Source organism: Pseudoduganella rhizocola, from assembly GCF_045984285.3.
Classification (GTDB): domain Bacteria; phylum Pseudomonadota; class Gammaproteobacteria; order Burkholderiales; family Burkholderiaceae_D; genus Rugamonas.
Genome location: NZ_JBJQIK030000003.1, coordinates 137,606 through 156,800, shown reverse-complemented (window position 1 = coordinate 156,800; position 19,195 = coordinate 137,606). Strand labels below are relative to the sequence as shown.

16 protein-coding genes are annotated in these 19,195 nt (G+C 61.8%); 8 read left to right on the top strand and 8 right to left on the bottom strand.

Translation table 11 applies throughout. The annotated features are described in order from the left end of the window. Position 1 precedes the first annotated feature (1 nt). On the top strand, positions 2 to 838 hold the full coding sequence (locus tag ACJRPG_RS07935) for a DUF817 domain-containing protein (protein ID WP_407999525.1): 837 nt from the start codon (positions 2 to 4) through the stop codon (positions 836 to 838). Between the two features lie 70 nt (positions 839 to 908). Here ACJRPG_RS07935 and ACJRPG_RS07930 read toward each other — a convergent pair whose 3' ends face one another. The 6 genes from ACJRPG_RS07930 to ACJRPG_RS07905 all read right to left on the bottom strand — a co-directional run bounded on the left by ACJRPG_RS07930 (position 909) and on the right by ACJRPG_RS07905 (position 8,591). Further along, the gene (locus ACJRPG_RS07930) at positions 909 to 1,532 is read right to left on the bottom strand and encodes a sulfotransferase family protein (RefSeq protein WP_407999524.1); all 624 of its coding nucleotides are present in this window, start codon (positions 1,530 to 1,532) and stop codon (positions 909 to 911) included. Positions 1,533 to 1,617: 85 nt separating this feature from the next. Further along, the gene (locus ACJRPG_RS07925) at positions 1,618 to 2,340 is read right to left on the bottom strand and encodes an ABC transporter ATP-binding protein (RefSeq protein WP_407999523.1); all 723 of its coding nucleotides are present in this window, start codon (positions 2,338 to 2,340) and stop codon (positions 1,618 to 1,620) included. A 13-nt stretch (positions 2,341 to 2,353) separates the two neighbouring features. After that, positions 2,354 to 4,300, bottom strand: a complete 1,947-nt coding sequence (locus tag ACJRPG_RS07920; protein WP_407999522.1) for a branched-chain amino acid ABC transporter ATP-binding protein/permease — start codon at positions 4,298 to 4,300, stop codon at positions 2,354 to 2,356. A gap of 4 nt (positions 4,301 to 4,304) precedes the next feature. Beyond that, positions 4,305 to 5,195: a branched-chain amino acid ABC transporter permease gene (locus ACJRPG_RS07915; protein WP_407999521.1), complete on the bottom strand. Its 891-nt coding sequence runs from the start codon at positions 5,193 to 5,195 to the stop codon at positions 4,305 to 4,307. A gap of 69 nt (positions 5,196 to 5,264) precedes the next feature. After that, positions 5,265 to 6,428: an ABC transporter substrate-binding protein gene (locus ACJRPG_RS07910; RefSeq protein ID WP_407999520.1), complete on the bottom strand. Its 1,164-nt coding sequence runs from the start codon at positions 6,426 to 6,428 to the stop codon at positions 5,265 to 5,267. Positions 6,429 to 6,605: 177 nt separating this feature from the next. Next, positions 6,606 to 8,591 carry a bifunctional 2',3'-cyclic-nucleotide 2'-phosphodiesterase/3'-nucleotidase gene (locus ACJRPG_RS07905; RefSeq protein ID WP_407999519.1) on the bottom strand — a complete coding sequence of 662 codons (1,986 nt, stop codon included), beginning with the start codon at positions 8,589 to 8,591 and terminating at the stop codon, positions 6,606 to 6,608. Between the two features lie 142 nt (positions 8,592 to 8,733). Between ACJRPG_RS07905 and prfB the strand changes: the two genes are divergently transcribed. The 5 genes from prfB to ACJRPG_RS07880 all read left to right on the top strand — a co-directional run bounded on the left by prfB (position 8,734) and on the right by ACJRPG_RS07880 (position 13,721). Then, positions 8,734 to 9,838 (top strand): peptide chain release factor 2 gene (prfB, locus tag ACJRPG_RS07900; RefSeq protein WP_407999518.1). Its coding sequence is split into 2 segments (ribosomal slippage): positions 8,734 to 8,814 and positions 8,816 to 9,838, totalling 1,104 coding nucleotides; the frame shifts between segments, so codons are not numbered across the junction. A gap of 3 nt (positions 9,839 to 9,841) precedes the next feature. Further along, complete coding sequence (locus ACJRPG_RS07895; RefSeq protein ID WP_407999517.1) at positions 9,842 to 10,522, top strand: HAD family hydrolase; 681 nt, start codon at positions 9,842 to 9,844, stop codon at positions 10,520 to 10,522. A 22-nt stretch (positions 10,523 to 10,544) separates the two neighbouring features. Further along, positions 10,545 to 12,074 carry a lysine--tRNA ligase gene (gene lysS, locus ACJRPG_RS07890; RefSeq protein ID WP_407999516.1) on the top strand — a complete coding sequence of 510 codons (1,530 nt, stop codon included), beginning with the start codon at positions 10,545 to 10,547 and terminating at the stop codon, positions 12,072 to 12,074. 97 nt (positions 12,075 to 12,171) lie between these two features. Then, a complete protein-coding gene (locus ACJRPG_RS07885; protein WP_407999515.1) occupies positions 12,172 to 13,098 on the top strand; it encodes an alpha/beta fold hydrolase in 927 nt (308 codons plus the stop codon). Between the two features lie 74 nt (positions 13,099 to 13,172). Further along, a complete protein-coding gene (locus ACJRPG_RS07880; RefSeq protein WP_407999514.1) occupies positions 13,173 to 13,721 on the top strand; it encodes a hypothetical protein in 549 nt (182 codons plus the stop codon). Between the two features lie 9 nt (positions 13,722 to 13,730). On the opposite strand, the gene ppnN is transcribed toward ACJRPG_RS07880, so the two are convergent. Next, positions 13,731 to 15,101, bottom strand: coding sequence for a nucleotide 5'-monophosphate nucleosidase PpnN (gene ppnN, locus ACJRPG_RS07875; protein WP_407999513.1), 1,371 nt, complete (start codon positions 15,099 to 15,101; stop codon positions 13,731 to 13,733). A gap of 217 nt (positions 15,102 to 15,318) precedes the next feature. Here ppnN and ACJRPG_RS07870 point away from each other — a divergent pair, with 217 nt between their 5' ends. Further along, complete coding sequence (locus ACJRPG_RS07870; RefSeq protein WP_407999512.1) at positions 15,319 to 16,824, top strand: peptide MFS transporter; 1,506 nt, start codon at positions 15,319 to 15,321, stop codon at positions 16,822 to 16,824. A 224-nt stretch (positions 16,825 to 17,048) separates the two neighbouring features. Further along, positions 17,049 to 17,498: a hypothetical protein gene (locus ACJRPG_RS07865; protein WP_407999511.1), complete on the top strand. Its 450-nt coding sequence runs from the start codon at positions 17,049 to 17,051 to the stop codon at positions 17,496 to 17,498. An 8-nt stretch (positions 17,499 to 17,506) separates the two neighbouring features. Here ACJRPG_RS07865 and glpD read toward each other — a convergent pair whose 3' ends face one another. Next, on the bottom strand, positions 17,507 to 19,045 hold the full coding sequence (gene glpD / locus ACJRPG_RS07860) for a glycerol-3-phosphate dehydrogenase (protein WP_407999510.1): 1,539 nt from the start codon (positions 19,043 to 19,045) through the stop codon (positions 17,507 to 17,509). Positions 19,046 to 19,195 lie beyond the last annotated feature (150 nt).

The following is a 19,195-nucleotide window of genomic DNA, read 5'->3' as shown; positions in this document are numbered from 1 at the left end:
CATGCTGGCCCGGCTCGACAACTACCTTATCGATTCCGCGCCACGCCAGCTGGGCCTTGCGCGGCCGCTGGTGGAATTGCTCTGGTTCGGCATCAAGGAAGCGCGCGCCTGCCTGTTCGTCGGACTGTTCTTCCTTGCCGTATTCAGCGTGCCCCGCGCCGGCCTGCTCGGCGTTCCGCGCTACGACCTGCTGCTTATCATCGCGCTGGCCATCCAGGTCTGGATGGTGGCGGCCAAACTGGAAACCTGGGACGAGCTGAAGGCCGTGTGCCTGTTCCACGCGGTCGGCTTTGCGCTTGAGGTGTTCAAGGTCTCCGGCAGCATCCAGTCCTGGAGCTATCCCGATCCGGCCTACACCAAGGTATTCGGCGTGCCGCTGTTCTCCGGCTTCATGTATGCGGCAGTGGGCAGCTACATCATCCAGGCCTGGCGCCTGCTGGACCTGCGCATCCGCCACCATCCGCCGCACTGGATGGCGGCGCTGATCGCCGTCCTGATCTACGCCAACTTCTTCACCCACCACTATATCGGCGACTACCGCTGGTACCTGGCCGCCTGCGCACTTGGCCTGTATGCCCGCACCACCGTCATCTTCCGCCCGCTGGACCGCGACCGCCAGATGCCCCTGCTGCTGGGCTTCGTGCTGACCGGCTTCTTCATCTGGCTGGCGGAGAACATCAGCACCTTCTGGGGCGTATGGGCTTACCCGAACCAGCTGGGCGCCTGGTCGGCCGTCCACGTCAGCAAATGGAGCTCATGGTCGCTGCTGGTCATCATGACCTTCACCATCGTGGCGAACCTCAAGCACATCAAGGCGCGGATTCACATTCCCGAGTGATCGAACATGCGGCGACCTGGTCCGCCACCGCCCGACGCGATGGCGGCGGCCGCCATGATTTGAAGAGCCGTCAGAAACGATAGCCGAACAGATCGATTTCCCTGCGATACATGGTTTCGATTGCGGCCGCTTGCGACGGAGTCAGGACCTCGCGATAGTGGCGGCGGTCCGTCCGGTAGCCGGATTTCGCGCGTACGCCAAGATCACCGGAGAACGGGATACCGAGCATGGGGAGGACTTCCCCCAGCTCCACATCCAGGCTCTCGTAGCGCAGCACGCGGTCCACAAGGATCGTTTGTCCATCTTCCGCGAGGTAGTGCGGGTGATTGAGGCACATCGGACCGCGTTCGAGGTAGCGGTCCAGTGTGATATCAGGCCCTAAGCCCAAGTTGTGGGCTGGAGAGTTTTTCGTCATGAAGTAATGGGACAGTACCTTATCCCAGGGATTCCGCTCGACGCAGAAAGTGAAGTAATCCTCCCACACCTGTCCCCCGGCACGCGCGCGGATATCGCGTGCCGGCATATGATTATAAAAGCCTTCGTGATTGCGTGGCCGATGCGGATCGACGTGAGGGGAAATGGGCGTCACTACGTCATCCTCGCCGCAATGTGATGAGAGGAAGACCTCAATGCTGGTTCCCGCTGTCTTCATGGTCTTGACGAAGATAAAGCAGTGCTTGTGGGAGATGATCATACTAATCGCGGCCGTCCGTTCATGTGTCGCGAGATAGTACAGCGGCCCATGCGCCGGCGGCAAGCGCTGGGCCGCTTGTGCCGGTTCAGTGGCTGCCGCCGAGGTAGGCGGCGACCACTTTCGGGTCGGTTTTGAGGCTGGCCGCCGGGCCGTGCACCGAAATGCTGCCGTTTTCCAGCACATAGCCGTAGTCGGCCACGTTCAGGGCCGCGGCGGCGAACTGCTCCACCAGCAGCATGGTCACGCCCTCGGACTTGAGGCGGGTGATGATGCGGAACACTTCCTCGACCAGGATAGGCGCCAGCCCCATGGACGGCTCATCCAGCAGGATCACCTCCGGGTTCAGCATCACCGCACGCGCCATCGCCAGCATCTGCTGCTCGCCGCCGGACAGCGTGCCGGCCAGCTGGGTGCGGCGCTCCTTCAGGCGCGGGAACAGCTCCATCGCCTTTTCCAGGTCCTGCTTCACGTCGCCCTTGGGCCGGGCGTGCGTGAAGCGCGGGAAGGCCCCCAGCAGCAGGTTGTCGGTGACGCTCATGCTGGCGAACACGCGGCGGCCCTCGGGAGAATGCGCCAGCCCGGCCCGCGCAATCCGGTGCGAGTCCATGCCGCTCATCTCCTTGCCGTCCAGCTTTACGCTGCCGGATTTTGGCTTGATCATGCCAGTAATCGCACGCATGGTCGTGGTCTTGCCGGCGCCGTTGGAGCCGATCAGGGTCACCAGTTTGCCTTTCGGGACCTCGAGCGAAATGCCGTGCAGGACTTCCACCTTGCCGTAAGCTGCGTGCAGGTTCGAAACAGATAACATCGGTATCCCCTTCTCAATGCGCGGCGGCGGCTGGAGGCGCGGCATCGGCGCTGCCGCCCAGGTAGGCTTCGATCACGCGCGGATCGCTCTGCACCGCGGCCGGAGCCCCTTCGGCGATCTTCTGCCCGAAGTCCAGCACCGTCACCACATCCGACAGGGCCATCACCACATCCATATGGTGCTCGATCAGGATGATGGTGATGCCATGCTCGCGGATCTTGCGGATAATGGCCATCAGCTCCTTGATATCCGGCGCTGTGAGGCCGGCCGCCGGTTCGTCCAGCAGCAGCAGGCGCGGCTTGAGGCCCAGCGCGCGCCCGATTTCCAGCAGGCGCTGCTTGCCGTAAGGGAGGTTGCGCGCCTCCTCATTGGCCATGGCGGACAGGCCCACGAATTCAAGGATGCTGGCCGCCTGCTCCCGCGCCGCGCGCTCTTCGCGGCGGTAGCGCGGCGTCTGCAGCATCACATCCAGCACATTGGAGCGGAAGGTATGGTGCAGGCCGACCAGCACGTTCTCGGTGGCCGTCATCTCGCCGAACAGCTGCACGTTCTGGAAAGTGCGCGCCACCCCGCCCAGCGCAATCTCGGACGGCGTGCGGCCGGAAATGGCCACGCCGTCGAATTCCACCTTGCCCCCGGTGGGCTTGTAGATGCCGGTGAGGACGTTCATCATCGTGCTCTTGCCGGACCCATTGGGACCGATCAGGCCATGCACGGAGCCGTCCGCCACGTCCAGGTTCACATTGTTCAGGGCCTTCAGGCCGCCGAACTGCATGAGGATGGAGTCCACCTTGAGCAGGCTGCCGCTGCGCTGGACCGCCCTGGCGCCCGCAAAGGGATCGGCCTTCGCCTCCACCGCCAGCGTTTTATCGTGGACGGCGCCGCGCCCCAGCAAGCCCATGACCCAGCCCACGATCCCGTCCTGCAGGTAGTAGACGACGAACAGCGTCATCAGGCCGAAGATGGTCAGCCGCCAGTCGACGATGTTCTCCAGCTTGTAGGAGAAGGCGGCCATGCCGATGGTGGCCGCCAGCGGCACGACCACGCCGCGCACCGTCTTGCGCTTGCGCGCCAGCGCGATGCCGGCGCCCACCACGGCCAGCACGGCGGCCACGGTGGCGATCTTGCGGAACAGTTCCAGGTCGGCCAGCAGGCTTGGCAGCATCACCACGATCAGGGCGCCGATCAGGGCCCCGGAACGGGTCTTGCGGCCGCCCATGATCACGGCCAGCAGGAACATCACCGTCAGCTCGAAGTTATAGGTATTGGGCGAAATGTACTCTTCCGAATACGAATACAGGCTGCCGGCCAGCCCGGCCAGGCCGGCGCTGATGACGAAGGCATACACCTTGTAGCGGTAGACGGAAACGCCCATGCAGTCCGAGGCGATCGGGCTGTCGCGCAGCGCTTCGAAGGCGCGCCCCAGGTTCGACTTGAGGATGCGGTGCACGACCAGCAGCGACAGCACCATCAGCGCCGCCACCATGTAGTAGTAGCCGATTTCGCCCAGCTTCTGCCCCGCGATGACCGGCTTGCTGATCTTGATGCCGAGCGGCCCTTCGGTGAGGAAGGTCATCTCGTTGATCAGGATCTGGATGATGGTGCCGAAGGCCAGCGTGACCATGGCCAGGTATGGACCTGTCACCCGCAGCGCAGGCAGCGCAAGGATCGCCCCGAACAGCGCGGCGCCGGCAATGCTGGCCGGTATCGCAATCCAGAACGGCGCGCCCAGCTTGAACACCAGGCAGCCCGTGACATAAGAGCCTATGCCGAATAGGCCAGCATGCCCCAGCGACACCTGCCCCGTGTAGCCGACCACGATATCGAGCCCGAACAGCAGGATGGCGTAGATCAGGATGGTTTCGAACAGGTGGATGTAATAGGGATTGGTGAACACCAGCGGATACAGCGCCAGCACGGCCAGGCCAAGAATGGAGATGACGAGCGTTTTGCGGGTCATGGGTTCACACCTTCTTGATGGCGGCTTTGCCGAACAGGCCGGAGGGCTTGATGGCCAGCACGAGCAGCAGCAGGAGCAGTCCCGGCACTTCCTTGTAGCCGGTGGACACATAGAAGCCGGTCAGCGTTTCGGCAATGCCGAGTATCAGGCCGCCGACAATGGCGCCCACGCCGGAGGTCAGGCCGCCGATGATCGCCACCGCGAAGGCTTTCAGGCCCAGCGAGGCCCCCATGGTGGCGCCGGTCAGCGTCAGCGGCGCCACCAGCACGCCGGCAAAGGCGGCTGTCGCGGAAGACAGCGCATAGGAAAAGGTGATGACCGCGCCCGTGTTAATGCCCATCAGTCCCGCCGCGTCGCGGTCGTTGGCCGTGGCCACGACGGCCTTGCCGTAGATGGATTTGCGGTTGAAGATTTCCACGGCGAGCATCATGGCCAGTGCGCCCAGCACCACGGCAATCTGCATCGGCTGCACGTTGGCGCCGAACACGGTGAACGGCGCGGCATCCAGCGGAGACGGGAAGGTCAGGTCATCCTTGCCCCAGATATTCTCCGCCACATTGCGGAAGATGATCGCCAGCGCGATGGTGGACATGATCCAGCCGAACTCCGACTTGATCTTGATGGCCGGCCGCACGCCTATCCATTCCACGAACACCCCCTGCAGCGCGCCGAACACCAGTACCAGGGGAATCATCAGCAGGTAGTTCATATACGGCCCGCCGTGGATGCTGCCCACCAGGCTGAGGCCAACCAGGGCGCCAAGCATCAGAGCTTCGCCCTGTCCAAAATTCAGTGTGCCGGAAGTGGCGAAGGTCAGTTGATACCCGAAAGCGATCACTGCGTAGATCATGCCAAGCGCAATGCCGCTGAAAACCAGTTGCAGCAGAATGTCCATAGCTACCCTCGAAGACGGACGGAAACCGCCCTCCCCGGCAGCATGCCGGCGGAGGGCGGACGCGAGCTATTACTTGCCGGCGGCGACGACGCGGCCGTCTTTGACCTCGCCGAACTGCACGTTATTGGCGTTGATCGCTTCGTGGTCGGTTTTGCTGTACGGCTTGTCGTAGGTGGTGACGACCCCTTCCAGCTTCTCGTTCAGGTTCTCCAGTGCGGCGCGCACTTTCGGGCCGTCAGTGCTGCCGGCCTGCTTCATGGCGGCCGCCAGCAGGTAGACCGAGTCGTAGCCCTGCGCCGCGGACACCGGCGACGGCATGCGGCCGTTGGCCGGCTTGTAGGCCGCCACATAGGCATCGATGAAGGCCTTGCGCTTCGGGGTATTCGGGTCCTGGATGAAGGTCTGCGGCATGCGGGTGCCGTTGCCGTTCTTGCCTGCGTTGTCGATGAAGTTACCCATGGAGAGGGTCCAGCTGCCGATCATCGGCACTTTCCAGTTCAGCTTTTCCATGCCGTTGGCAATCTGCGCCAGCTCGGGGCCGATGCCGTAGGTCAGGACCGTTTCGGCGCCCGCGGCTTTCGCCTTCAGCAGCTGCGCGGTCATGTCCACATCCTTGATGTTGTACTTCTCCACCGCCACGGCCTTGATACCCTTGGCCGCCAGCGCCTTCTCCAGGTCTTCGCGGCCCAGCTGGCCGTAGTTGGTGGAGTCGGCGAGAATGGCCACCTTCTTGAAGCCGCGGCGCGTCACCGCTTCTTCAACGATCATCGCGGACTGAATGGAATCGTTTGCGGAATTCCGGAACACGTAGTTTTCAGGCTGGTCCGCAAACTGCTTGGTGATGATGGTCCCGGTGGCCACATTGTTCATCACGGGGATCTTGGCTTCCTGGTAGAAGCGCTGCGAGGCCAGCGCCACGCCGGTATTGATGTAGCCGACGGTGGCGACGACCTTTTCCTTGTTGATCAGCTCCTGCGCAATCTGCACGCCGCGCTCGTTCTTCGCTTCGTCGTCGCGCTCCACCAGCTGGATCTGGCGTCCCAGCACACCACCTTTTGCATTGATTTCCGCAGCGGCCAGCTTCACGCCGTCACGCATCGAAACGCCCATGGGCGCGGAACCGCCGGTGAACGGACCGGCCACGCCGATCTTGATTGGTTCTGCCGCCATGCTGCCGCTTGCTGAAAACCCGAGTACTGCAACTGCAACGAGCGATTTCATTTTGAAATTCATGTCTCATCTCCGTTATCTGCACTGCGTTTCTGTCGAGTGGTACGCTGGTCAAACCTCCCCATCGGTGGAGCATTGTAGGTGCATAATATTTAGTCAGCAATGAAATGATGTGACGCGCCGCAACACGTAGCAATAACGCCAATGTGTAAGCGGAACGTAAGGAAGGCGTGTTGAAACTCAGCGCAACTCGATGGCGTAGAGGGCGAAGCCACGCCCCAGCCCATCATCCGCCTTCAGCTGCGTCACCGTGGTAAGACCAGCCGCCTTCGCGAGCTCCAGTTTGCCCGGCGCAGAGTGAAAAACAACTGGACCTTTGGTCAGGACGGGGGTGAAACGCCAGCTGCGGGCAAGGGCCGGTCGCACCGTTCTGGTGGCCTGGATATGGGCGATCAGCACATCGCGGTTATTGTCCGGCGTGGCCGCCACGGTGCGGCTGCCGTCCAGCGCGGGGAAGCCTCCGCCCCCGGCAGCGCGGTAGTTGTTGGTCGCCACGATGAACTCCTGCGCTGCCTGCACGGGAACGCCGCGGTATTCGAGCTTGCCGATACGCTTGCCGGGCGGCTGGGTCACGTCGATCTCATAGCGGACGTCCGCACCGGTCATCATGTCGAAGTTATAGCCGGGGAAGCCGGTATTCACCAGCTCCTGCGGCGCGGTCTTCGACGGGTCGATCGTATTGAAGCGCTCCGCCGCCTTTTCCAGCCAGGCTTTCAGCTCGGCGCCATTCACTTTCACGCCCTGCAGGGAATTCGGATACAGGTAGAGGTCGGCCGCATTATTCAGCGCAATGGGTCCGGGCGCCACATCGGTGTAATCGGTCACGCCGGCCGAACCGGCCTTGAAGGGAGAGGCCACGGAAAGCACCGGCAGGTTCGCATACTGCGGCAGGTTGGCCTGCACGTAGCGCTTCAGGTATTCGGCCTGCGCCTCGTTAACCAGCTGCACGGCGCTCACATCGCCCACGTCGGCAAAGTAGGTGGACATGCGGATGGTGGAAGTGCCGATCGGCGTTTTCACATAGCGGATGGTGTCTTCATGTTCCTGCGCCAGCAGCGGTGCGATGGCGGGATCGGCATCGACGAAGCGCTTCTCGCCGGTCTGCGTGGCACGCACGGCAACGTTCGTCTTATCCTGCTCCACCACCCAGCGTTTGCCGTCATGCCGCAGCTGCAGCGCGATGACGCCCAGCTGCTTGCCCCACAGGCTGGGCATCACGGTCGGCACGCCGTGTACAGTGCCGCGTGCCTTGTCCACGCCCGGCAGGTTGAACTGCGGGACGGTGCTGGCGGCATTCGGGAACTGCTGGTGCGAATGGCCGATCAGCATGGCGTCGATGCCCGGCACCTGTGCCAGGTGCCAGCTGCCGTTTTCCATCGTTGGCGAATACGGGCTGTCATCCAGCCCTGCATGGGAAATCGCCACCACCAGGTCCGCCCCGGCAGCGCGCATCTCGGGCAGGTACTTCTGTGCCGTTTCCTTCACGCCTTCGGTGCGAACCTTCCCTTCCAGCCAGCGCTTGTCCCAGGTAAGGATGGTGGGCGGCACGAAGGAGATGATGCCCACGCGGACCGTGGCCTCAAGCGGCTTGCCGTCCGGACCTGTGGCCTGCACGCGCTTGTCGATGATGTGCCATGGCTTGAACAGCGGCTTGCCGGACCTGATGCTGTAGACATTAGCCAGAACCTGCGGGAAGTTCGGCCCCGCGCAGACCGGCTTCGCCGGATCGACGCCATCAACATCGAAACGGTTGCCCGTTACCTGGCTGAGGAAGGCCAGGCCGTAATTGAAGTCGTGGTTGCCGATGCCGGTGCCGTCGTAGCCCAGCTGCCTGAAAGCCTTGTAAATGCCCAGCACCTGCCCGCAATCCACCTGCGCCACCAGCGCCTGGTAGTCCGCCAGTGCCGTGCCCTGGATCGTGTCGCCGTTATCGAGCAGCACATTGTTGGGGAATTCGGCCCGCGCCTGGCGGATCAGGGTAGCCGTGCGCTCCAGGCCCAGCGACGCATCGGGCGCCAGCTTGTAATAGTCATAACTCAGCACATTCGAATGCAGGTCGGTGGTCTCCAGCAGGGCCAGGGTGGTGCGGCTGCCGGCAGGCGTGTCCTGCGGCAGCGCGGCGCAGCCGGCAAGCAGCAGGGAAATCAGGCTGAAAACGATGCGCATGTGCAATAAAAGTGAGCAGTAGACGCTGCATGATACGCAGTGAGTGCGGGCGCAGCAAGATCGGCCCCGGCCCGCTTCGGCAGACCCCGCGCCGTAGGGTATAATCTAGGGTTTGATTGCACTCTACAGATAAAGAAAAGCCATGGAAGCCGAACGCATCAATTCCCTCACCGCCCTGCTCGCCGATCTGACGACCCGCGAAGCCGAACTTCGGAGGTATCTTTGACTTCGATAAGAAGTCGGAGAAACTCGAACAGCTGAACGCCGAACTGGAAGACCCGGCGGTCTGGAACGATCCCAAGAAGGCCCAGGACATGGGCCGCGAGAAGAAAGCGCTGGAAGCCATCGTCGATGCGCTGACCAAGGCGCGCAGCGACCTGTCGGACATGCAGGAACTGCTCGAAATGGGCAAGGAAGAAAACGACGACGCCACGCTGGAATCCGTCATCGCCGACACCGAAGAGATCAAGAAGGTCATCGAAGGCCTGGAATTCCGCCGGATGTTCAACAATCCGATGGACCCGAACAACTGCTTCATCGACATCCAGGCCGGCGCCGGCGGCACCGAAGCCCAGGACTGGGCCTCCATGCTGCTGCGCCAGTACCTGCGCTATTGCGAGCGCAAGGGCTTCAAGGTCGAGGTGATGGAAGAATCCGAGGGCGAGGTTGCGGGCATCAAGACCGCCACGCTGAAAGTGGAAGGCGACTACGCCTACGGCCACCTGCGCACCGAAACCGGCGTGCACCGCCTGGTGCGAAAATCGCCGTTCGACAGCGCCAACGGCCGCCACACTTCCTTCACGTCCCTGTTCGTGTATCCGGAAGTGGATGATTCGATCGAGATCGAGATCAATCCGGCCGACCTGCGCATCGACACCTACCGCGCGTCCGGCGCGGGCGGCCAGCACATCAACAAGACCGACTCCGCAGTGCGCCTGACGCACGCGCCGTCCGGTATCGTCGTGCAGTGCCAGAACGACCGCTCGCAGCACCGCAACAAGGCCGAAGCGATGGAGATGCTGAAGGCCAAGCTGTACGAGCAGGAACTGCGCAAGCGCATGAGCGAACAGCAGAAGCTGGAAGATTCGAAGACCGACGTGGGCTGGGGCCACCAGATCCGCTCCTACGTGCTGGACCAGTCCCGCATCAAGGACCTGCGCACCGGCTTTGAGACCGGCAATACGAAAAACGTGCTGGACGGCGACCTGGACGACTTCATCGCCGCTTCGCTGAAACAGGGCGTATAAGCCATGACCGCAACGCAGCGCGCCTTCATCTTCGATATGGACGGCACCATCGTCGACAACATGGCCTTCCATACGAAGTCCTGGCTGGAGTTCTTTGCCCGCCGCGGCCACACCGTGGACGCGGAGGAGTTCTTCCGTTCCACGGCCGGCCGCCAGGGCTACGAGATCATGCGCACCTATATGGGCGAGCACATCACCAAGGAAGACAGCATGCTGCTGGACGCGGAGAAGGAAGAGCTGTACCGCGAACTGTATGCGCCCCACCTGGAAACCGTGGCCGGCTTCGACCAGTTCATCGCCGGCGCCCAGGAGGCCGATGTGCGCCTAGCCGTGGCCACCGCCGCGCCGCCCGCAAACATCGTGTTCACGCTCGATGGCCTCGACCTGCGCCGCCATTTCGACGCCGTGGTCGGCGCTGCCGATGTGGCGCGCGGCAAGCCGAATCCGGATGTGTTCCTGCTGGCGGCCGAACGCTGCGCAGTGGCGCCGGAACAGTGCATCGTGTTTGAAGACGCGCCGCTGGGCGTGGAAGCAGCGCGCCGCGCAGGCATGCCCTGCGTGGTGCTGAGCACCACCCTGCCCCCTTCCGCCTTTGCTGAATTCGACAACGTCATCGCCATCGTGCGCGACTTCAGCGAACTGAATATCGCCAGCCTGCTTTCCGGCAGCACGGCCAATAACTAAATCCATCAACACCTCTACCACCATGACTACGGAAAATCACGAACAGGCGCCAGGCCAGGACGACAACAAAATCATCGCTGAACGCCGCGCCAAGCTGGCTGCGATCCGCGAGAAAGGCGTCGCCTTCCCGAACGACTTCAAGCCCGAACACAAGGCCGCCGACCTGCACCTGCAGTATGGCGAGAAGTCGCGCGAGGAACTGGAAGCATCGCCCGTGACCGTAACGCTGGCTGGCCGCATGATGCTGAAGCGCGAAGCAGGCAAGAAAGCCGCTTTCGCCACGCTGCAGGATTCCTCCGGCGCGCGCGCCGACGGCCGCATCCAGATCTACGCAACGCTGGACCTGACCGGCGAAGCTGCGATGGAAGCGCTGCACCACTATGACCTGGGCGACATCCTGGGCGTGACCGGCACCCTGTTCAAGACCAAGACCGACGAACTGACCATCAAAGTCACGGAACTGCGCCTGATCACCAAGTCCCTGCGCCCGCTGCCGGACAAGTTCCACGGCCTGGCCGACCAGGAAACCAAGTACCGCCAGCGCTACGTGGACCTGATCGTGAGCGAAGAGACGCGCCGCACCTTCAAGGCGCGCACCGCGGCCATGTCCTCGATCCGCCGCTTCATGGAGAAGCACGAGTTCATGGAAGTGGAAACCCCGATGCTGCACCCGATTCCGGGCGGCGCGGCGGCCAAGCCTTTCATCACCCACCACAACGCGCTGGACATGCAGATGTACCTGCGTATCGCGCCTGAGCTCTACCTGAAGCGCCTGGTGGTGGGCGGTTTCGACCGCGTGTTCGAGATCAACCGCAACTTCCGCAACGAAGGCGTGTCGATCCGTCACAACCCAGAATTCACGATGATGGAGTTCTACGCGGCCTATACGGACTACGACTGGATCATGAACTTCACCGAAGCCGTGATCCGCCAGGCCGCGGTGGACGCCCACGGTTCCGCCACGCTGACCTACGGCGGCCGTGAGCTGGACCTGTCGAAGCCTTTCCACCGCCTGACCATCGTCGGCGCCATCAACAAGTATGCGCCGCACTACACCGAAGCGCAGCTCAACGACGAAGCCTTCATCAAGGCCGAGCTGCTCAAGTTCGGTGTGAAGCCGCACGCGCACTCCGGCCTGGGCGCGCTGCAGCTGGCGCTGTTCGAGGAAACCGCCGAAGCGCAGCTGTGGGAGCCGACCTTCATCATCGACTACCCGGCCGAAGTGTCGCCGCTGGCGCGCGCCTCCGACACGCGTGCAGGCATCACCGAACGCTTCGAACTGTTCATGGTGGGCCGCGAAATCGCCAACGGCTTCTCGGAGCTGAACGATCCGGAAGACCAGTCCGCGCGCTTCCTGGCGCAGGTTGAAGCGAAGGAAGCCGGCGACGATGAAGCCATGTTCTACGACGCCGACTATATCCGCGCGCTGGAATACGGCATGCCGCCGGCCGGCGGCTGCGGCATCGGCATCGACCGCCTGATGATGCTGCTCACCGACTCGCCGAACATCCGCGACGTGCTGCTCTTCCCGCACCTGCGCCGCGAAGACTAAGTGCTGCGCTTACCGCAACAGAAAGCCGCCCTGCCCCGTGCATCGCGGCTTTTTTAATTTGAACGATTGTGGGCCTATGAACATAAGAAACCTGTTGGTGGCACTCGCAGCACTGCTCATCCCCATCGGCGTATGCCATGCTGAGGATCGGAAGATCGATACTTTGCTGACGCCTGACATCGGCGGAATAAAGCAGGTCATCGAAATCAAGACCGATGACTCGCGCAAGCCCATTCTGCTGTTCTTGTCGGGCGGCCCGGGTAGTTCGATGATGAATGGCGCCAGCGCGTTCACCGATGCCTTAAAGAGCCGGTTCACTATCGTGCAATGGGATCAGCGGGATGCGGGCAAGACCTTGAAGCTGAATCCGTCTCCCGTTCCGCCATCGGTTGCGCAGATGGGTGAAGATACCTACCAGGTCATACAGTTCATCACAAAACGGCTAGGCCAGGAGAAAATTTATCTGCTGGGGAGTTCGTGGGGGAACGTACTCGGCTTCGACATGGTAAAAAAACACTCCGGGCTGCTGCACGCCTATATCGCCGTCAATCCAGTCGTGAGCCAGCTTGCGAGCGAAAAAGAACTGCTCCGCATCCTGAAGAACCGCTTCAAGGACGATCCGGTAGCCTCTGCGGAACTGGCCAGCGTCAACATACCATTCAAGGTTGACGAAGATCTGTTCTATCTGCGCAAATGGCTGTTCTACAGCGAGGGGAAAACCTTCGTAACGGGCAGTGATTTCAAAACCGGTTTTCTGCAATGGTCGAAAACATGGTCCCCAGTCTGGAACGAAGTCATGGCGACGGACCTGCCGGAGACGCTGAATGAAGTTGTTTGCCCAGTCTATTTCCTGGTCGGCCAGAACGACATTCAAACCTCTACCGCGATTACCAAGGCCTACTTCCAGGCATTGAAAGCCCCGCGGAAAGACCTGTTCTTGTTTGAGAAGTCGGGACACCAGATACACCGTGATGAGCCTGAGAAATTTCAAAGTACGATCCTCACGCTGCTCGACAGGAATTGATGCAGCTCAGTACCGCGCTTGAAAGAGCGCTCCCGCTTGCTTGACCCGATGCGGTGCGGGGCGCAGCATACGCTATGAACTCTCCATTTTCACGCGAAGAACTGGATGCCAAACTGACGACGATCAGCAGCGTCAGTGACGAGCGCTGGAACCTGATGCTTCAGGTGACGACGGAAATTCGTGAATCCGTCCGGAAGCTGCATATCACTGTGATCCTGACTGGCATCGGCGTCGTCATCGGTGTGGCTGGCGTCAATTCCTCATTGCTCTCGGGCATGGTCGGCGCTTTCGAATCGGGCCAAGGCATGGGCAAACAAGCCGAGGTCGTCAACAGGCGCATGGAAGGCATGGAACAAAGACTGGGCGGCGTGGAGCAAAGGATTGGAGGCATGGAGCAAAAGATCGGAGGCATGGAGCAAAAGATCGGGAAACTTGAGACTGGGGTTGATGCATTAAACGCCAGCCTCCGCGCCGACATGGCGAAGCGCGACGCCCAGCTTCGGGCAGAAATGGCGGAGCGCGACGCCCGCCTTCGCGCCGACATGGCACAGCAGCAAAGGGAAACCCGGGCCCTGCGCGAAAGCGTGGACCGCATTGCTGCCCACCTGGGCAGCAAGCGGTAGCCATTTTGCTTACTTCACAACCTTATAGCAGGGAATATAGACCTTGCCCGGCAGCTTCATGCGGCTGTGCGCGACGAAGGATGCCAGCAGCGCATCCATCGGCTCCATGATTTCCGGATCGCCGTGAATCTCAAAGTGCCCGTACTTCTCGATGGCGCGAATACCCTCTTCCTTCACATTGCCGGCCACCACGCCCGAGAAGGCGCGGCGCAACTGGGCCGCCAGCAGGTGCACCGGCTGATCCTTGTGCAGGCGCAGGTTGCGCATATTCTCGTGCGTTGGCGAGAAAGGACGCTGGAATTCCTCGTCGATGCGCAGCGCCCAGTTGAAGTAATACGCATCGCTGCGCGACTTGCGGTACTCGCGCACCTGCTTGATCCCCTCCTGCATCTCGCGCGCCACCTGGGCCGGATCGTCCACGATGATCTTGTAGCGCTTCTGCGCTTCAGCGCCCAGCGTCAGCCCGATGAACTCGTTGATCTGCGTGAAGTAGTCGCGTGCCGTTTCGGGCCCCGTGAAGATCAGCGGGAACGGCAGCTCCGCATTGTCCGGGTGCAGCAGGATGCCCAGGATGTACAGGATCTCCTCCGCCGTGCCGGCGCCGCCCGGGAACACGATAATGCCGTGCCCCGTGCGCACAAAGGCTTCCAGGCGCTTCTCGATATCCGGCATGATCACCAGGTCGTTGACGATGGGGTTGGGCGATTCCGCCGCAATGATGCCCGGCTCCGTAATGCCCAGATAGCGGCCGCTGGTAAAGCGCTGCTTGGCGTGGCCGATGGTGGCGCCCTTCATCGGGCCTTTCATCGCGCCCGGGCCGCAGCCGGTGCAGATATCCAGGCCGCGCAGGCCGAGCTGGTAGCCCACTTCCTTCGTATAGTTATATTCCGAGCGGTTGATCGAGTGGCCTCCCCAGCACACCACGAGATTGGGATTGGACTGCGGCTTCAGCACATTCGCGTTGCGCAGGATGTGGAAGACCGCGTCGGTGGTGCCTTCCGAACTGCCCAGGTCGAACTTGGGATTGCCCGTGACCTCATTGCTGACGAAAACAATATCGCGCAGCACCGCAAACAGGTGCTCGTGTATGCCCTTGATCATCTTGCCATCGACGAAAGCGATGGCCGGCGCACCCTTGATATCGAGCTTGATGCCGCGCTCGCGCTGTATGATGCTGATGTCAAACGATTCGAAGCGCTCCAGCAGCTCCTTGCCATCGTCGATGGTGCTGCCGCAATTGAGCACGGCCAGCGCGCATTTGCGGAAGATGGGATAAAGCCCACCCGTGCCCGAATCGAGCAGTTTGGCAACTTCCGCCTTCGAGAGAACTTCCAGCTTACCTTCCGGCGAAATCTGTGTATCGACAATGCCATGTTCCATGATGCGATAAATCCTATTCTGGTTTTCTGAATTCAGCGTTACCACTGCTTACCACTTGTGTCCGCAGCCCCAATATACGCCATCCGTAACACTTCTGCGGGCACAACAGAGTTGCAAACTTGGCAAACATACCACAATGCTGCAGCGCATCACGTGAAGTCCTCGACAAGCGAACCCGGTAGATTACAATGGCGCCTTTTTCACCAGGAGAAACTGCATGAGCGGTGCCACCACCACCCCAACCGAATCCAGTATCCCTGAATTCAAGCAGATCATGGGCCACCCAAGCCCACTCTGGATGTTGTTCATGACCGAATTCTGGGAACGTTTCGCGTTCTATGGCATTCGCTGGGCACTGGTCCTCTACATCGTGGCGCAATTCCACGGCGGCGCCTCAACCGGCGAGGCCGATGCCAACCTCACCTACGGTTCCTACCTCGCGCTGGTGTATGCTGCCGCGCTGTTCGGCGGCTATGTGGCGGACCGCATCCTCGGCTACCAGCGCTCGATCCTGGTTGGCGCGGCCTTCATGGCGGCCGGCCTGTTCATGATTGCCTACCCGGACCCGACCATCTTCAAGCTCGGCCTGGCAACCATCATCACTGGTAACGGCCTGTTCAAACCGAACATCTCGACCATGGTCGGCAAGCTGTACAAGCAAGGCGATGCCCGCCGCGACTCCGGCTTCACCATCTTCTACATGGGCATCAACAGCGGCGCCTTCGTGGCGCCGATCCTGACCCAGTACCTGGCGCAATATGTATTCGGTTCGGGCGACACGCCAGCCTACAAGATCGTGTTCATCGCCTCCGGCGTCGGCATGCTGATCAGCCTGGTGTGGTTCTACATCGGCCGCAATGTGCTGAAAGGCATCGGCCAGGCCGAGCCGGAAGCTGCCAGCCCGGCCCGCATCGCCTATGTGGCGCTCGGCTGCCTGGCTGTGATTCCGATGGTATTCGGCCTGCTCGCCGTCGGCGCGCAGACCCTGCAGGGCGTGCTGACCGTGCTGTTCCTGCTGCTGGCCGTGATGCTGATGGTTGAGGGTATCCGCGGCGGCAAAGTGGTGCGCGACAAGACCATCGCCATGCTGATCATCTTCGGCTTCAATATCCTGTTCTGGATGTTCTTCGAACAGGCAGGCAGCTCCTTCACCTTCCTGGCCGAAAATATCGTCAACCGCGACTTCGGCGGCTGGGTCTTCCCGACCGCCTGGTTCCAGAGCGTGAACTCGATCGCCATCATCACCTGCGCGCCGATCGTGGCCGCCACCTGGGTGTGGCTGTCGCGCCGCAGCGCCGATCCATCGATCCCGCGCAAATTCGGCCTGGGCCTGATATTCAACGGCCTGGCCTTCCTGCTGCTGATGTTCGCGCTGTCCTCGCTGGTGGACGCCAACAACAAGATCCCGTTCTGGACCCTGTTCATGGTCTACGTGATCCAGTCCGTGGGCGAGCTGTGCCTGTCCCCGATCGGCCTGTCGATGGTGACGAAGCTGGCGCCGGTACGCCTGGTGGGCTTCGGCATGGGCGGCTGGTTCCTGTCGACCGGCATCGGCAACAACCTGTCCGGCATCTTCGCCTCCCATGTTTCCGGCGAGTCCGGCATGTCGGTCGCCTCCGCGCTGTCCGGCTACACCTTCGGCTTCTGGTCGCTGGTGGGCGGCGGCGTGCTGCTGTTCCTGGTGGCCCCGCTGATCCAGAAACTGATGCACGGCGTGAAGTAATCTTCACCGCACAGCAAAAAGCCGGCCCGATGCAAATCGCGCCGGCTTTTATTTCACCTTGTGCTATGCGGCAATCGATGTTGTGTCGTTCCCGCCGCCAGCAGCGACGGCGCGAGAAAACAGAGTACATTCACGATACGGCTGGCTTCCGATGCCGACGCAAATCAGGCGCCCCCGCTGAAATAGCCTGACCAGCCGCTACTACTTATGATTGAGGAGGACACGTGCGGCACACCATCATTTCAACACTTCTGACCCTGTCCGCCATCATGGATGTGGCAAACGCGCGGCAAGAGATTGGAATAAGCGAATCAACCTTGCAGGGGCAATGGTACGGGGGCGATACCGCCTCGGAAGCCATCTACGGCTTGATGGAAATATCCGGGAACAGGATCTCCTGGGGTTATGGCAAGAAGAGAAAACCGGCATGTTCAACAACCTTTGTCGTCGAAAAGGAGCGTGCTGGCAGCAGCTTCAAGGATATTCGGGATCACACGACGATCATCGACGCGAAGAACTCCGCAAGGAGCTATCTGCTGGTACTTGCCCAGGCCAGATGCGTTAAGGCTCAGAAGCTAAGGCTAACGTTTTCCCAGGAGTCGGAACCGGACTACCTTGAAATGATTGAATACGACCCTGACGTCAGCGGGATGATGCATTTCCACCGTAAATAGCAGGGAGCTCAGGCTGCAGGCGGCGTAGCGCTGAGCCAGGCGTCAAGGCGCGCTTCGGCGCCCGCGGGAAGGTGGATGCCTAATTTGGAACGTCGCCAGAGGATGTCGGCGGCGGTGGTGGCCCACTCGTGGCGGCGCAGGTAGTCGGCTTCGGCCTCGTACAGGCCGGGGAGGATTTCGACGCCCATGTCGGCCAGCGCGTGGCGGCCGCCGAGCAGAGTGTGGATGCGGGTGCCGTAAGCGCGCGCGTAGCGGCTCACCAGCTTCGGATCAAGCCAGGCGTACTGCACCTGCAGGCCTGCGACCCACGGCCCGAATTCCTGCACCGAACGGTTCTGCGGCAGCGCGCCGAAGATGTCGCCGCCGGGCAGGCAGGCTTTCTCGGTCCATGCCGGCGCCGATTTTCCCAGTGATTTGCAAATCTGGTCGGCCGCTTCTTCGGCCAGTTTGCGGAAGGTGGTGATCTTGCCGCCGAAGACGCTCATGATGGGCGCCCCGCCCTGCGTGTCGGTGTCCAGGCGGTAGTCGCGGGTCACGGCCTTGGCGTCGGCCGCTTCGTCCTCCAGCAGCGGGCGCACGCCGGCATAGGTCCACACCACGTCGGCCGGCCGCACCGGCTCGCGGAAGTAGCTGCTGGCCAGCTCGCACAGGTAGCTGATTTCTCCTTCGGAGATGGCTACGGCATTCGGATCACCCTGGTAGTCGATATCGGTAGTGCCGATCAGCGTGAACTCCCGCTCATAGGGAATTGCGAACACAATGCGGCCGTCGCGGTTCTGGAAGATGTAGGCGTGGTCGTGTTCGAAGATGCGCTTGACCACGATATGGCTGCCCTTGATCAGCCGCAGGTGGCTGGCATGCGGCTTGTGCGTGGCGGCGTCGAGGAAGGATGAGGTCCACGGGCCTGCCGCGTTCACGATGAAGCGCGTGGTAATGGTCTTTTCGCTGCCATCCGCCTTGCGCAAGGTGGCGTACCAGCGGTCGGCCTCGCGCCGCAGGCTCAGGCAGCGCGTGCGCGGCAGGATGCAGGCGCCTTTCGCTTTCGCGTCCATGGCGTTCAGCACCACGAGGCGAGCGTCGTCCACCCAGCCGTCGGAATAGACGAAACCTTTGCGGAATTCAGGCTTCAGCGGCCGCCCGGCAGGATGGCAGGACAGGCGCACGCCGCAAGATCCCGGCAGCAGTTCGCGCCTGGCCAGCAGGTCATACAGGAACAGTCCCGCGCGGATCAGCAGCGCGGGCCGCTGCCCCGCTGCATGCGGCATCACGAAGCGCAGCGGCCACATAATGTGAGGCGCGGAGCGCAGCAGCACTTCGCGCTCGGCCAGCGCCTTGCGCACCAGCTTGAATTCATAGTATTCGAGGTAGCGCAGGCCGCCGTGAATCAGCTTGGTGGAGGCCGAGGATGTGTGGGAGGCGAGATCGTCTTTCTCGACCAGGGCGACCGACAAGCCGCGTCCGGCCGCGTCGCGCGCGATGCCTGCACCATTGATGCCACCGCCCACGACCAATACATCACAATCGACGTCCTGCCCTGCTTCCGCCATGCCGCTTTCCCAGCAATGAAATTTCTATCAAGATACGGCATTTCCCCCAATTCAAGCAACTTTTAGTGGTGGGCAGCCTCTAAGTCGGGCCGAAACCGTGGTCTATAATGAACGCGACTCCATAACCGTGAGATATCTGTTTTGAGCAAT

Coding starts and splice junctions, on each gene's coding strand:
- ACJRPG_RS07935 (WP_407999525.1), top strand. CDS start 2: ATGCTGGCCCGGCTCGACAACTACCTTATCGATTCCGCGCCACGCCAG.
- ACJRPG_RS07930 (WP_407999524.1), bottom strand. CDS start 1,532: ATGATCATCTCCCACAAGCACTGCTTTATCTTCGTCAAGACCATGAAG.
- ACJRPG_RS07925 (WP_407999523.1), bottom strand. CDS start 2,340: ATGTTATCTGTTTCGAACCTGCACGCAGCTTACGGCAAGGTGGAAGTC.
- ACJRPG_RS07920 (WP_407999522.1), bottom strand. CDS start 4,300: ATGACCCGCAAAACGCTCGTCATCTCCATTCTTGGCCTGGCCGTGCTG.
- ACJRPG_RS07915 (WP_407999521.1), bottom strand. CDS start 5,195: ATGGACATTCTGCTGCAACTGGTTTTCAGCGGCATTGCGCTTGGCATG.
- ACJRPG_RS07910 (WP_407999520.1), bottom strand. CDS start 6,428: ATGAATTTCAAAATGAAATCGCTCGTTGCAGTTGCAGTACTCGGGTTT.
- ACJRPG_RS07905 (WP_407999519.1), bottom strand. CDS start 8,591: ATGCGCATCGTTTTCAGCCTGATTTCCCTGCTGCTTGCCGGCTGCGCC.
- ACJRPG_RS07895 (WP_407999517.1), top strand. CDS start 9,842: ATGACCGCAACGCAGCGCGCCTTCATCTTCGATATGGACGGCACCATC.
- lysS (WP_407999516.1), top strand. CDS start 10,545: ATGACTACGGAAAATCACGAACAGGCGCCAGGCCAGGACGACAACAAA.
- ACJRPG_RS07880 (WP_407999514.1), top strand. CDS start 13,173: ATGAACTCTCCATTTTCACGCGAAGAACTGGATGCCAAACTGACGACG.
- ppnN (WP_407999513.1), bottom strand. CDS start 15,101: ATGGAACATGGCATTGTCGATACACAGATTTCGCCGGAAGGTAAGCTG.
- ACJRPG_RS07870 (WP_407999512.1), top strand. CDS start 15,319: ATGAGCGGTGCCACCACCACCCCAACCGAATCCAGTATCCCTGAATTC.
- glpD (WP_407999510.1), bottom strand. CDS start 19,045: ATGGCGGAAGCAGGGCAGGACGTCGATTGTGATGTATTGGTCGTGGGC.